At 63.7% G+C, this 13,124-nt stretch carries 10 protein-coding genes and 3 tRNA genes; 10 read left to right on the top strand and 3 right to left on the bottom strand.

The features are described 5' to 3' along the window. Nucleotides 1-11 precede the first annotated feature (11 nt). The 9 genes from AC1DOQ_RS05750 to AC1DOQ_RS05710 all read left to right on the top strand — a co-directional run bounded on the left by AC1DOQ_RS05750 (nt 12) and on the right by AC1DOQ_RS05710 (nt 8,975). A tRNA-Leu gene (locus AC1DOQ_RS05750) sits at nt 12-98 on the top strand. Nucleotides 99-129: 31 nt separating this feature from the next. After that, nucleotides 130-1,470, top strand: coding sequence for a trigger factor (gene tig, locus AC1DOQ_RS05745; protein WP_477361109.1), 1,341 nt, complete (start codon nt 130-132; stop codon nt 1,468-1,470). Nucleotides 1,471-1,565: 95 nt separating this feature from the next. Then, nucleotides 1,566-2,183, top strand: coding sequence for an ATP-dependent Clp endopeptidase proteolytic subunit ClpP (clpP, locus tag AC1DOQ_RS05740; protein ID WP_477361107.1), 618 nt, complete (start codon nt 1,566-1,568; stop codon nt 2,181-2,183). 147 nt (nt 2,184-2,330) lie between these two features. Continuing rightward, nucleotides 2,331-3,599: an ATP-dependent Clp protease ATP-binding subunit ClpX gene (clpX, locus tag AC1DOQ_RS05735; protein ID WP_477361105.1), complete on the top strand. Its 1,269-nt coding sequence runs from the start codon at nt 2,331-2,333 to the stop codon at nt 3,597-3,599. A 260-nt stretch (nt 3,600-3,859) separates the two neighbouring features. Then, complete coding sequence (gene lon, locus AC1DOQ_RS05730; RefSeq protein ID WP_477361103.1) at nt 3,860-6,268, top strand: endopeptidase La; 2,409 nt, start codon at nt 3,860-3,862, stop codon at nt 6,266-6,268. Between the two features lie 195 nt (nt 6,269-6,463). Continuing rightward, nucleotides 6,464-6,736, top strand: coding sequence for an HU family DNA-binding protein (locus AC1DOQ_RS05725; RefSeq protein WP_442122143.1), 273 nt, complete (start codon nt 6,464-6,466; stop codon nt 6,734-6,736). 46 nt (nt 6,737-6,782) lie between these two features. Next, nucleotides 6,783-6,859 (top strand) — tRNA-Asp (locus AC1DOQ_RS05720). Nucleotides 6,860-6,892: 33 nt separating this feature from the next. Next, a tRNA-Asp gene (locus AC1DOQ_RS05715) sits at nt 6,893-6,969 on the top strand. 86 nt (nt 6,970-7,055) lie between these two features. Continuing rightward, on the top strand, nt 7,056-8,975 hold the full coding sequence (locus AC1DOQ_RS05710; protein ID WP_477361101.1) for a SurA N-terminal domain-containing protein: 1,920 nt from the start codon (nt 7,056-7,058) through the stop codon (nt 8,973-8,975). A gap of 153 nt (nt 8,976-9,128) precedes the next feature. Here the strand turns inward: AC1DOQ_RS05710 and mnmH are convergent, their stop codons facing one another. Then, nucleotides 9,129-10,184: a tRNA 2-selenouridine(34) synthase MnmH gene (mnmH, locus tag AC1DOQ_RS05705; RefSeq protein ID WP_477361099.1), complete on the bottom strand. Its 1,056-nt coding sequence runs from the start codon at nt 10,182-10,184 to the stop codon at nt 9,129-9,131. A 3-nt stretch (nt 10,185-10,187) separates the two neighbouring features. Beyond that, on the bottom strand, nt 10,188-10,832 hold the full coding sequence (locus AC1DOQ_RS05700) for an arylesterase (protein ID WP_477361097.1): 645 nt from the start codon (nt 10,830-10,832) through the stop codon (nt 10,188-10,190). Between AC1DOQ_RS05700 and AC1DOQ_RS05695 the strand changes: the two genes are divergently transcribed. Then, on the top strand, nt 10,831-11,538 hold the full coding sequence (locus tag AC1DOQ_RS05695; RefSeq protein ID WP_477361095.1) for an ABC transporter ATP-binding protein: 708 nt from the start codon (nt 10,831-10,833) through the stop codon (nt 11,536-11,538). The two genes, AC1DOQ_RS05700 and AC1DOQ_RS05695, sit on opposite strands and share 2 nt — an antisense overlap. Before the next feature lie 70 nt (nt 11,539-11,608). Here the strand turns inward: AC1DOQ_RS05695 and AC1DOQ_RS05690 are convergent, their stop codons facing one another. Further along, the gene (locus tag AC1DOQ_RS05690) at nt 11,609-13,108 is read right to left on the bottom strand and encodes an NAD(P)H-hydrate dehydratase (RefSeq protein WP_477361093.1); all 1,500 of its coding nucleotides are present in this window, start codon (nt 13,106-13,108) and stop codon (nt 11,609-11,611) included. Nucleotides 13,109-13,124 lie beyond the last annotated feature (16 nt).

Raw genomic sequence — 13,124 nt, 5'->3', positions numbered from 1 at the left:
TGCAATCCTGAGCGAGGATGGCGAAATTGGTAGACGCACCAGGTTTAGGTCCTGACGCCAGCAATGGTGTGGGGGTTCGAGTCCCCCTCCTCGCACCACGAATAATTATTTTTTTGGACGATTTTTACAATGGCAACTGCAGTCGAAAACCTGGGTAAACTCGAGCGTCGCTTGACTCTCACTTTTCCGCTGAGCGACGTACGTACGGAAGTTGAAAAGCGCCTCAAGAAGCAGGCCAAGACCGCTCGTGCGCCGGGCTTCCGTCCGGGCAAGGTCCCTCTGAAAATGGTTGCGGCTCAGTACGGCTACCAGATCGAGTCCGACGTGCTGAACGACAAGGTTGGCCAGGCATTCGGCCAGGCCGCCGAAGAGAACCAGCTGCGCGTTGCCGGCATGCCGAAAATCGAGCCGAAGGAAGAAGCGCCGGAAGGCATGCTGGCCTTCGACGCCACCTTCGAAGTCTACCCGGAAGTGACCCTGCCGGACCTGTCGGGCATCGAAGTCGAGACCGTCAAGGCCGACGTGTCGGACGCCGAGATCGACAAGACCATCGACATCCTGCGCAAGCAGCGCGTGCACTTCCACACCAAGGGCGAAGCCGGTGAGCACGGCGACGGCGGCGAGCCGGTGGCCGCCAACGGCGACCGCGTGACCGTCGACTTCGTCGGCACCATCGACGGCGTCGAGTTCGCCGGCGGCAAGGCCGAGGACTACGCATTCGTGCTGGGCGAAGGCCGCATGCTGCCGGAATTCGAAGCCGCCACCGTCGGCCTGAAAGTGGGCGAGGCGAAGTCCTTCCCGCTGGCTTTCCCGGAAGACTACCATGGCAAGGACGTGGCCGGTAAAACCGCCGAGTTCACCATCACCCTGAAGAAGCTGGAGTGGGCGCACCTGCCGGAAGTCGACGCCGAGTTCGCCAAGTCGCTGGGCATCGAAGACGGCAGCGTCGAGAAGATGCGCGAAGACATCAAGGTCAACCTGGAGCGCGAAGTCAACGCCCGCATCAAGGCCCGCAACAAGGAAGCCGTGATGGACGCCCTGGTCAAGGCCACCGAGATGGACGTGCCGAAGGTCATGATCGAGCAGGATTCGCAGCGCCTGGCCGAGCAGACCCGCCAGGATATGGCCCAGCGCGGCATGGACGTGAAGAGCCTGCCGTTCCCGGCCGACCTGTTCGCCACCAAGGCCGAGCGCCGCGTGCGCCTGGGCCTGATCCTGTCGCAGCTGGTGGGCGACAACAACCTGCAGGCAACCCAGGAGCAGGTGAAATCGCAGATCGAAGACTTCGCGCAAAGCTACGAAGATCCGAAGGAAGTCCTGAAGTACTACTATAGCGATCGTCGTCGTCTGGGCGAGATCGAGGCTCTTGTTTTGGAAGAAAACGTCGTTAACTATGTGCTTGGCAAGGCAAAGGTGACGGCCAAGGACATCGCCTTTGACGAGCTGATGGGTAGCGCGCCGCAAGCCTGAGCTTCGGTGTAAGCTTGAGGTGACGAGCCTTGCCGACCGGCGCCCTGTGCGCCGGTTGGCGTCTCTGAACATCTTCTTTAAGGAAAGTGACAGGTATGAATCGTAATCCTGCGTTGGATACCCAAGCCCTCGGCCTCGTGCCGATGGTGATCGAGCAGAGTGGCCGCGGCGAGCGTGCCTACGACATCTATTCGCGCCTGCTGAAAGAGCGCGTGATCTTCCTGGTCGGCCCTGTCAACGACCAGATGGCCAACCTGATCGTGGCCCAGATGCTGTTCCTGGAGAGCGAGAATCCCGACAAGGATATTTCGCTCTACATTAACTCGCCGGGTGGTTCGGTGTCGGCCGGCCTGGCCATCTTCGACACGATGAACTTCATCAAGCCGGACGTCTCGACCCTGTGCACGGGCCTGGCTGCCTCGATGGGCGCCTTCCTGCTGGCCGCGGGCGCCAAGGGCAAGCGTTTCTCGCTGCCGAACTCGCGCGTCATGATCCACCAGCCGTCCGGTGGTTCGCAGGGCATGGCTTCGGATATCGAAATCCAGGCCAAGGAAATCCTGTACCTGCGCGAGCGCCTGGCGCGCATCATGGCCGACAATACCGGCCAGACGATCGAGCAGATCCACAAGGACACCGACCGCGACCGCTTCATGTCGAGTGAAGAAGCCGTTGAATATGGTCTGATCGACAAGGTCTTGACCAATCGCTCCTGAGCACCATAATAGGTGTTGCTGAAAGACGCCCGAGCGCAACAGCGTACCGGGCGTTCTTTTTTTATTTCAGGTAGCATGGAGATGTGCGCACTTGTTGCGCCCCCGTATTAGCGTTATATTCGAAGCAATTCAACAGAAACCTGCCCCATGTCTGACAAAAAATCCTCTAGCGGCGAAAAACTCCTGTACTGCTCCTTCTGCGGCAAGAGCCAGCACGAGGTGAAGAAGCTTATCGCGGGACCGTCGGTCTTCATCTGCGACGAGTGTATCGACCTGTGCAACGACATCATCCGCGACGAGACCTCCAATGTCGAATCGGTGGCGGGCGCGAAGTCCGACCTGCCGACGCCGCACGAGATCGCCGAACTGCTCGACCAGTACGTGATCGGCCAGCAGACGGCCAAGCGCATCCTGTCGGTGGCCGTCTACAACCACTACAAGCGCCTCAAGCACCTCGGCAAGAAGGACGATATCGAGCTGTCCAAGAGCAACATCCTGCTGGTGGGCCCGACCGGCTCCGGCAAGACCCTGCTGGCGCAGACCCTGGCGCGCACCCTGAACGTGCCTTTCGTTATTGCCGACGCGACCACGCTGACCGAAGCCGGCTACGTGGGCGAGGACGTCGAGAACATCATCCAGAAGCTGCTGCAGAGCTGCAACTACGAAGTCGAGAAAGCCCAGCGCGGCATCGTCTACATCGACGAGATCGACAAGATTTCGCGCAAGTCCGACAATCCCTCGATCACCCGCGACGTGTCGGGCGAGGGCGTGCAGCAGGCCCTGCTGAAACTGATCGAAGGCACCATGGCCTCGGTGCCCCCGCAGGGCGGGCGCAAGCACCCGAACCAGGACTTCGTGCAGATCGACACGACCAATATCCTGTTCATCTGCGGCGGCGCCTTCGACGGCCTCGACAAGGTGATCCAGAACCGCTCGGAAAAATCGGGCATCGGCTTCGGCGCCAACGTCAAGAGCCAGACCCAGCGTTCGGTCAGCGACGTGCTGATGGAAGCCGAGCCGGAAGACCTGGTCAAATTCGGCCTGATCCCGGAACTGGTGGGCCGTCTGCCGGTCGTCGCCACCCTGAGCGAACTGACCGAAGAGGCGCTGATCCAGATCCTGGTCGAGCCGAAGAACGCCCTGCTCAAGCAGTATTCGAAGCTGCTCGACATGGAAGGCGCGGAACTCGAAATCCGCCCGGCGGCCCTGCATGCCATCGCCAAGAAGGCGCTGGCGCGCAAGACCGGCGCACGCGGCCTGCGTTCGATTCTCGAACATGCGCTGCTGGACGTGATGTATGAACTGCCAAGCCAGCAAAATGTGGTGAAAGTCGTGATCGATGAAAATACGATCACGAACGGCGCGAAACCTTTGCTGATTTATAGCGAATCCGCCAAAGCCGCCGGCGAAAATTAAAAATTTCCGGGCGCACACACAACAAAAGGTCTTGAATCGCTGATTCTTGGCGGTACAATCAATCTCAACAAAAGACCAGGCTTCAATCGAAAAGCCACTCGTGATTCCGGTCGCGTGGTGGCTTTTTTATTTCGAAAATGCCCTTTTGTCAGAACGGCTAAATGTAAATAACTGTTGCGATAGAAAATTATTTTTCGGCCGCTCTTGTGAATTGACGGTGGACTCCCAACATCGTCAACACGCTTTTTATAAGGTATGCCATGACGACTACTAAATTTACTGAACAGATGACCTTGCCGCTGCTGCCCCTGCGCGACGTGGTCGTGTTTCCGCATATGGTGATACCTCTGTTCGTCGGCCGCCCGAAATCGATCAAGGCGCTCGAAGCCGCGATGGAACAGGGTAAGAGCATCATGCTCGCTGCCCAGAAAGCAGCTGCCAAGGACGAGCCTTCCGCCGCAGACATCTACGAGATCGGCTGCGTGGCCAATATTCTGCAAATGCTGAAGCTGCCCGACGGTACCGTGAAGGTGCTGGTCGAAGGGGCCCAGCGTGCCCGCATCAACCATATCACCGACGCGCCGAGCCATTTCGTGGCCGACCTGACGCCGATTAATTCCGAAACCGGCGACGATTCGGAAGTCGAGGCCATGCGCCGCGCGATCGTCCAGCAGTTCGACCAGTACGTCAAACTGAACAAGAAAATCCCGCCCGAGATCCTGGCTTCGCTGGCCGGTATCGACGACGCCGGCCGCCTGGCCGACACCGTCGCCGCCCACCTGCCGCTCAAGCTCGAGCAGAAGCAGGTCATCCTCGAGATCTTCAACGTTTCCAAGCGCCTGGAGCATCTGCTCGGCCAGCTGGAAGGCGAGCTCGATATTCTGCAGGTGGAAAAGCGCATCCGCGGCCGCGTCAAGCGCCAGATGGAAAAATCGCAGCGCGAGTATTACCTGAACGAGCAGGTGAAGGCGATCCAGAAGGAGCTGGGCGAAGGCGAAGACGGCGCCGACATCGAAGAGCTCGAGAAGAAGGTGATCGCCGCCAAGATGCCGAAGGAGGCCATGGAAAAGGCCCAGGCCGAGATCAAGAAGCTGAAGATGATGTCGCCGATGTCGGCCGAGGCCACTGTCGTGCGCAACTACATCGACACCCTGGTGTCGCTGCCGTGGAAAAAGAAATCCAAGGTCACCATCGACCTGGAGAAGGCCCAGCAAGTGCTGGAAGCCGATCACTACGGCCTCGACAAGATCAAGGAACGCATCCTCGAGTACCTCGCGGTGCAGCAGCGCGTCGACAAGCTGAAGGCGCCGATCCTGTGCTTCGTCGGTCCTCCGGGCGTGGGCAAGACCTCGCTGGGCGAATCGATCGCCCGCGCCACCAACCGCAAATACGTGCGCATGGCGCTCGGCGGCGTGCGCGACGAAGCCGAGATCCGCGGCCACCGCCGTACCTACATCGGCTCGATGCCGGGCAAGGTGCTGCAGTCCCTGTCGAAGGTCGGCGTGCGCAATCCGCTGTTCCTGCTCGACGAGATCGATAAGATGGGCGCGGACTTCCGCGGCGACCCGTCGTCGGCACTGCTGGAAGTGCTGGACCCGGCGCAGAACCACACCTTCAGCGACCACTACGTCGAAGTCGATTTCGACCTGTCGGACGTGATGTTCGTGGCGACCTCGAACTCCTTCAACATCCCGCCGGCGCTGCTGGACCGGATGGAAGTGATCCGCCTGTCGGGCTACACCGAGGACGAGAAGACCTCGATCGCCCAGCGCTACCTGCTGCCGAAGCAGATCAAGAACAACGGCCTGAAGGAAGAAGAAATCAAGGTCGAGGAGTCGGGGATCCGCGACATCATCCGCTACTACACCCGTGAAGCGGGCGTGCGTTCGCTCGAGCGCGAGATCTCGAAGATCTGCCGCAAGGTCGTCAAGATGCTGCTGCTGAAGAAGGACAGCAAGCGCGTCATCGTCAACGGCAAGAACCTGGACAAGTTCCTGGGCGTGCGCCGCTTCGACTTCGGCGTGGCCGAGAAGGACAACCAGGTTGGCCAGGTGGCCGGCCTGGCATGGACCGAAGTGGGCGGCGACCTGCTGACCATCGAAGCCGTGCAGGTGCCGGGCAAGGGCGCCGTGATCCGCACCGGTACGCTGGGCGACGTGATGAAGGAATCGATCGAGGCGGCACGTACCGTCGTACGTTCGCGTGCTGCCCGCCTGGGCATCAAGAACGAGGTGTTCGAGAAGACCGACATCCACATCCACTTGCCGGAAGGTGCGACGCCGAAGGACGGTCCGTCCGCCGGTATCGGCCTGACGACGGCGCTGGTGTCGGTGTTCACCGGCATCCCGGTCCGCGCCGACGTGGCGATGACAGGCGAGATCACGCTGCGCGGCGAAGTCCTGCCGATCGGCGGCCTGAAGGAAAAACTGCTGGCGGCCCAGCGCGGCGGCATCAAGACCGTGCTGATCCCCGAGCAGAACGTGAAGGACCTGGCCGAGATCCCGGACAACGTCAAGAACAAGCTCGAGATCGTTCCGGTGCGCTGGATCGAGAAGGTGCTCGAAGTGGCGCTGGAACGCCAGCCCGAGCCGCTGGTCGACGTCCCGGCGGTGGCCAGCAGCCCGGTGGCGGCGACCGCCGAAGGGCAGGGCGGCGTGGTCAAGCACTAAAGCAAGTCAGCGGTCGTACCGTCGTACACGCATCTCCCCGCCTTCGCGGGGAGTTTTTTTTGGCAATGCCCAAAAAAACAAAGTTTTGAATCTCTTCCTGCCGTTCGAAAGGCAACGTTGCTTGACACAAAGTATTCCCGCCTTGTCTAATACGCGCTTGCGGTTTTTTGCCGAATGTCTAACGAGGGAAAAGAAGTGAACAAAACTGAACTGATCGAAGAAATTGCGAAGTCCGCGGACTTGACCAAAGCCTCTGCGGCACGTGCCCTCGACGCGATGATCGACGCCGTGACCAATACCCTGAAAAACAAGGACAGCGTGACCCTGGTCGGCTTCGGCACATTCACCGTCGGCGAGCGCGCTGCCCGTACCGGCCGCGATCCGCGCACCAAGGAAGCCATCAAGATCAAGGCTGCCAATGTCCCGAAATTTAAGGCTGGTAAAGCCCTGAAAGATGCAGTAAACTAATGCCTTCGCTGCGCTGAGCGCGGCGAAAAGTGTCGCCTTATTGCGTGGAGCGGTAGTTCAGTTGGTTAGAATACCGGCCTGTCACGCCGGGGGTCGCGGGTTCGAGCCCCGTCCGCTCCGCCACCAAAAAGACGATACGCATGCAGCACAGAATCTGGAGCGGTAGTTCAGTTGGTTAGAATACCGGCCTGTCACGCCGGGGGTCGCGGGTTCGAGCCCCGTCCGCTCCGCCAGAATCAGGTGTGAAAAAAAGGCGAACCACGGTTCGCCTTTTTTTTCGGCTTTTTGTAATCGCATTTTCAACCTTGATTGGCTGACCATGTTTGAATTTATCCGTACCCACCAGCGGCTGATGCAGTTCGTCCTGCTCCTGCTGATCCTGCCTTCGTTCGTGCTCGTCGGCGTCAGCCAGTATGAGAAGCGCGGCAGCAACGATGGCGTGGCCACCGTCGACGGCCGCACGATCACGCAGCAGGAATGGGAAGCGGCGCAGCGCCGCCAGATCGACCAGGCCCGCGCCATGATGGGCCCGCGCTTCGACCAGAAGCTGTTCGAGACCCCGGAAGCGAAGCAGGAAGTCCTCGACGGCCTGGTCTCCGAGCGTGCGATCAGCGCCGAAGTGGCGCGCAGCCACCTGGCCGTCGGTAATGCCTCGCTGGCCAAGGCGATTCAGGAACAGACCGGCCTGCGCAAGCCGGACGGCAGCTTCGACCTCGACGCCTACAAGGCCTTCCTGACCTCCCAGGGCCTGACCGCCCAGGCCTTCGAGCAGCGCATCGGCTACCAGATGGCCGTGCAGCAGCTGGCCGAATCGGTGCAGGCAACGTCCTTCGCGCCGCGCTCGGTGGCCGGCCGCCTGTCGGACATCAACGACCAGCAGCGCGAGGTGCAGGAACTGCTGCTCCCGATCGCGAGCTACGCGTCGCAGGTCAAGGTCACCGACGACATGGTCAAGGCCTACTACGACAAGAACGCGACCCTGTTCCAGGTGCCGGAGCAGATCAAGGCCGAATACGTGGTGTTCAACGCCGACGCCGTCGAGAAGCAGGTGAGCGTCACCGACGCCGAGATCGCCGATGCCTACAACAAGAACAAGGCCCGTTTCTCCACCCCGGAAAAGCGCAGCGCCAGCCACATCCTGATCACCGTGCCGAAGGACGCCAAGCCGGCCGACGACGCCGCTGCCAAGGCCAAGGCGCAAGCCATCCTGGCTGAAGTCCAGAAGAACCCGAACGAGTTCGCGAAGATCGCCAAGGCGCAATCGCAGGATCCGGGCTCGGCGGAACTGGGCGGCGACCTCGGCGTGGTCGAGAAAGGCCTGTTCGACAAGCCGGTCGAAGATGCCATCTACCAGCTGAAGGAAGGCGAAGTCAGCGGCCTGGTGCGCTCGAGCTTCGGTTACCACATCGTCAAGGTGACCAAGGTCGTGCCGTCCACCCAGAAGACCCTGGAAGAAGCCAAGCCGGAAATCGTCGCCGACCTGAAGAAGACCAAGCTGTCGAACAAGTATTCGGAACTGGCCGAGATCTTCTCGAACACCGTGTACGAGCAGTCGGACAGCCTGAAGCCGGTGGCCGACAAGCTGGGCCTGACCATCCAGACCGCCGACGGCCTGACCCGCACGCCGAACCCGGCGCTGGGCAACTCGCCGGTCAACAACGACAAGTTCCTGAAAGCGATCTTCTCGCAGGACGCCATCGCCAACAAGCGCAACACCGAGGCGGTGGAAGTGGCGCCGAGCACCCTGGTGGCGGGCCGCGTGGTCGAGTTCAAGCCGGCCGCCAAGCGTCCGCTGGCCGAAGTGGCCGACCAGATCCGTCAACGCGTGACCCAGGAAGAAGAGCTGCGCCTGGCGCGCCAGGCCGGCGAGGCCAAGCTGGCCGCGCTGAAGGCATCCGGCGACGCCACCGGCTTCGGCGACGTCAAGGTCCTGTCGCGCACCATGACCACGGATCCGGGCATCAACCACGCCGCCGCGCTGGCCGTGCTGAAGGCCGACGTGAGCAGGCTGCCGGCCTATATCGGTCTCGAGCTGCCGGGCCAGGGTTATGGCATCTACCGCATCGGCAAGGTCACCATGCCGGCGAAACCTGACCAGGATCGCCGCAAGCAGGAAGCCGACTCGATCGCCCGCGCCATCGGCAATGCCGAGACCTACGGCTACATCGAGGCGCTGAAGAAGAAGGCCAAGGCCAAGCTGAACGTCAAGCCGGCCGACCTGGGCACCAGGTCCGAGTAAGCGCCCAGGCGCAAAAAGAAAGCCCGGTTCGCTTTTGCGGCCGGGCTTTTTAATTGATGTTGTTTGAAGCGTGGGCACCGGGTGCCCACCGTACGGGAGCGGCGGGCAGTCGCGGTAGGGTGGGCACACCGTGCCCACGCTGGCATCGACGGATTACGCGGCGTGCAACTTGCGCGCAGCCGCCAGGAAATCCTCTTTCGAAATATCCCCCAGCTCCACCACCTCCGCCTGCGGATACTGCACGAAATTCCGGTCGATCGACCGCAGGTAAGCCGGGTCGTAATGCTGCACCAGCAGCTCGTCGACCAGCTCCGGCAACTGGCCGCCGTTCGCCATCCCGTGCCAGGTTTCGATCCTGGCGCGGCCGTGCAGCTGCACCAGATGGTCGAGCTGGCGGTTCAGGGCCGAGGGATCGGCGCAGAAGTGCTGGTAGTCTTCCATCAGCAGGCGCACGCGGTTCGGGCGCGACAAGGTCAGCGAGATGCAGGGCGCGGCGCGCATGCGCTCCATGACCACTTCCGGCACCCGCAGGTTGCCGACCTTCTTGCTCTCCGATTCGACGAACACCGGCTTGCTCGGATCGAAGCGGCGCAGCTTGTCCCAGATGCGGGTCTCGAACATCTTCTGGCTGGGCTGGGGCTCGTTCGGCAGGTGGCCCAATACCGAGCCGCGGTGGGCCGCCAGGCGTTCGAGGTCGAGCACCTGGGCGCCGATCGCGTCGAGGGTCTCCAGCAGGCGGCTCTTGCCGCTGCCGGTGGTGCCGCACACCACGCGGAATTGCAGCTCCGGCGGATTCTCCAGGGCCGAATTGACGTAGCCGCGGAAAGCCTTGTAGCCACCGTCCAGCTGCACCACCGGCCAGCCGACCTTGGCCAGGATGTGGGCCATCGAGCCGCTGCGGTTGCCGCCGCGCCAGCAGTAGACCAGCGGCTTCCAGTCGCGCGGCTTGTCGGCGAACAGGGTGTCGATCGCGTGGGCGATATTGCGTGCCACCAGCGGCGCGCCGATCTTTTTCGCTTCGAAGGCGCCGACCTGCTTGTAGGTGGTGCCGACCAGGATGCGTTCCTCATCGTCGAGCACCGGGCAGTTGATGGCGCCGGGAATATGGTCGAGCGCGAACTCCGATTCGCTGCGCGCGTCGATGATGGTGTCGAATTCGTCGAGCTGCGGCAGGACGTCGTTGAAGCTCAGGACTGCGGGGTATTTCATTGTTTATTGTTTGATCAGGGGAGCCAGTTGCGGCCAGATGTTGTTGAGGATGACGGGGTGGGCCGTGGCCAGCGGATGCATGCGGTCGGCCTGGAAATTCGTCGGCACCAGGTCCACGCCCTGCAGCATATAGGGCACCAGCGGTACCTTCAGCTGCGTCGACAGGTCCTTGTACATGCCGGTGAAGCGTTCGGTATAGGCGCGGCCGTAATTCGGCGGCATGTGGATGCCGACCAGCAGGACCTTGGCCTTGTTCTGCTGCGACAGCTTGATCATGCTGCGCAGATTGTCTTCGGCCGAAGCGATCGGCAGGCCGCGCAGGCCGTCGTTGGCGCCCAGCTCGAGCACCACCACGTTCGGCTTGTGCTGGGCCAGCAGGGTCGGCAGGCGGGTGCGTCCGCCGCTGGTGGTGTCGCCGCTGATGCTGGCGTTGACGATGCGGGCGTCCAGCTTCTCGGCCTTCAGTTTCTGTTCGAGCAGGGCGACCCAGCCGCTGCCGCGCGCCAGCCCGTACTCGGCGGACAGGCTGTCGCCCACCACCAGCACGGTTTTTGGTGCAGAATAGGCGCTCCCCGATGCGGCCAGCGCGAAGGCCGCAAGGACACCGACCGTCGTTTTCCTGGCATTGAGAGTGAGATGAGCAAGCATGCGTGATATTCCCGAGGCTACCAAAGATGGTGCAATCGTCCGGCATCCGGCAATCGAGGTCGCCGGCCTGTCGAAGCGGGTGGCGGACGCCAGCGGCGAACTCACCATCCTGCACAGTGTCGATTTTACCGTGCAACCGGCCGAGACGCTCGCTTTGGTCGGTGCTTCGGGGTCCGGCAAGTCGACCCTGCTGGGCCTGCTTGCCGGCCTCGACACGCCGTCGAGCGGCACCGTGAGGCTCGACGGCACCGACATCTTCGCCCTCGACGAGGATGGCCGCGCCGCCTTCCGCAAGGCCAAGCTGGGCTTCGTGTTCCAGTCCTTCCAGCTGCTGCCGCACCTGAGCGCCCTGGAAAACGTGATGCTGCCGCTGGAGCTGCGCGGCGACGCCGACGCCCGCGGCAAGGCGTCGGACATGCTGGGGCGGGTCGGCCTGGAGAGCCGCCTGCGCCACTATCCGAAATACCTGTCCGGCGGCGAGCAGCAGCGCGTGGCCCTGGCGCGCGCCTTCGTCACCGAGCCGCCGCTGCTGTTCGCCGACGAGCCGACCGGCAGTCTCGATGCCGCCACCGGGGAGTCGGTGATTCAGCTGATGTTCGAGCTGAACCGCGAACGCGGCTCGACCCTGGTGCTGGTCACGCATGATCCCGCGATGGCGGCGCGTTGCGGGCGTACCCTCACGATCGCCGCGGGCCGGCTCGTGTAGGGTGTGCACCCGGTGCCCACGCGTGCCCTAACACGGCGCGCACCTTACGCGTGGGCACGGAGTGCCCACCCTACCGGGCGTCCGGGTCGGCGACCAGGGCGTTGAATACGGCCCGAATCGCTTTCGGCAGCTCGCCCGCCGTCAGCCCGATCGGCCCGCTGCCATCCGCCACCAGCCAGTCGGCCGCCGAACCGTGCATCCACACCGCGCCCAGCGCCGCCTCCCAGGCCGGCCAGCCCTGGGCCAGCAGGGCGCCGCAGAAGCCCGCCAGCACGTCGCCGCTGCCGCCGGTCGCCAGCCCCGGATTGCCGCTGGTGTTCAGCGCCACGAAGCCGTCCGGCCGCGCGATCACGCTGCCCGCACCCTTCAGCACCACCACGCAGTTGAAGCGCATGGCCAGCTCGCGCGCATGCTCCAGGCGGTCGGCCTGGACGATGGACGCGGTCACACCCAGCAGGCGTGCCGCTTCCAGCGGATGCGGGGTCAGGACCAGCGGTCCGCCGTGCGCCGCCAGGCCTTCCTGCAGTTCCCGCCGCGCAGAGGTGAGGTTCAGCGCATCGGCATCCACCACCAGCGGCGCGCGCGCCGCCAGCACCTGGCCGAACAGGTGTATGGCCGCATCGGCATGGCCCATGCCGGGGCCGGCGACCACCGTGCGGCCGGCGTAATCGAGGCCGGCGGCGTCGCGGAACATGATCTCGGGCTGCAGCGGATCCATGCTCATGCCGGGGTCGAGCATGGCGGCGAAGACCCGTCCCGCGCCGCCGAATAAAGCCGCGCGCGCGGCCAGGACCGCCGCCCCGGCCATCCCGCGCGCACCGCCCAGCACGGCGACGTCGCCGAAGCTGCCCTTGTGTGAATTCTGGCGCCGCGGCTGCAAGGCATCTGCGAACAGGGCGGGGCCGTTCAGCACGGCCTGGGCCGACTCGCCATGCAGCCCCTCGGCGCCCAGCATGTCGACGCGCACCGCGCCGGCATGGTCGCAGCCGTCGCCTGTGTACAGGCCCGGTTTGTTGCCGAGGAAGGTGATGGTGTGGCTGGCCGTCACCGCGATGCCGTCCGGGCCATGCAGGCCGCCGGTGTCGGCATCGAGGCCGCTGGGCACGTCGAGGGCCAGGACGGGACAGTCGATACCCGCCGTCCACGCAGCCAGCTCGCGCGCCCGTCCGGCCAGCGGGCGCGCCAGGCCGATGCCGAACAGGGCGTCGACCACCAGCCGCCACGGCCGGCCCGCCGGGATTTCGTCGACGAAGCGTGCGCCGGCCTCGCGGGCCCGCTGCAGCGCGCGTCCCGCCTCGAAGGAGGGTTCGCGCTCGCCGGCCAGGTGCAGCACCTCGACCTCGGCGCCGGCGCGCGCGAGGTGGGCGGCCAGTTCGAGGCCGTCGCCGCCATTGTTGCCGGGACCGGCCAGCACCAGCACCGCGCCCGCGGCCTCGCGGTCCAGCAGTTCGCGCGCGTAGTCCGCCGCGGCGCGGCCGGCGCGCTCCATCAGTTCGCCCGGCGCGACATTAGCCTGGGCGGCGTGTTCGATGGCGCGGATCTGGGCGCAGCTGTAGAGCAGGGTATCCATATTGCCTCCTGGTGGG

It is taken from the genome of Massilia sp. 01N417, from assembly GCF_056399645.1.
This window is presented reverse-complemented; position numbering and strand designations above follow the sequence as displayed.

What these genes read in the sequence shown, in the direction of transcription:
- AC1DOQ_RS05690 (WP_477361093.1), bottom strand. Translation starts at nt 13,108, where the DNA reads ATGGATACCCTGCTCTACAGCTGCGCCCAGATCCGCGCCATCGAACAC.
- tig (WP_477361109.1), top strand. Translation starts at nt 130, where the DNA reads ATGGCAACTGCAGTCGAAAACCTGGGTAAACTCGAGCGTCGCTTGACT.
- AC1DOQ_RS05695 (WP_477361095.1), top strand. Translation starts at nt 10,831, where the DNA reads ATGCGTGATATTCCCGAGGCTACCAAAGATGGTGCAATCGTCCGGCAT.
- AC1DOQ_RS05710 (WP_477361101.1), top strand. Translation starts at nt 7,056, where the DNA reads ATGTTTGAATTTATCCGTACCCACCAGCGGCTGATGCAGTTCGTCCTG.
- clpP (WP_477361107.1), top strand. Translation starts at nt 1,566, where the DNA reads ATGAATCGTAATCCTGCGTTGGATACCCAAGCCCTCGGCCTCGTGCCG.
- clpX (WP_477361105.1), top strand. Translation starts at nt 2,331, where the DNA reads ATGTCTGACAAAAAATCCTCTAGCGGCGAAAAACTCCTGTACTGCTCC.
- AC1DOQ_RS05700 (WP_477361097.1), bottom strand. Translation starts at nt 10,832, where the DNA reads ATGCTTGCTCATCTCACTCTCAATGCCAGGAAAACGACGGTCGGTGTC.
- lon (WP_477361103.1), top strand. Translation starts at nt 3,860, where the DNA reads ATGACGACTACTAAATTTACTGAACAGATGACCTTGCCGCTGCTGCCC.
- mnmH (WP_477361099.1), bottom strand. Translation starts at nt 10,184, where the DNA reads ATGAAATACCCCGCAGTCCTGAGCTTCAACGACGTCCTGCCGCAGCTC.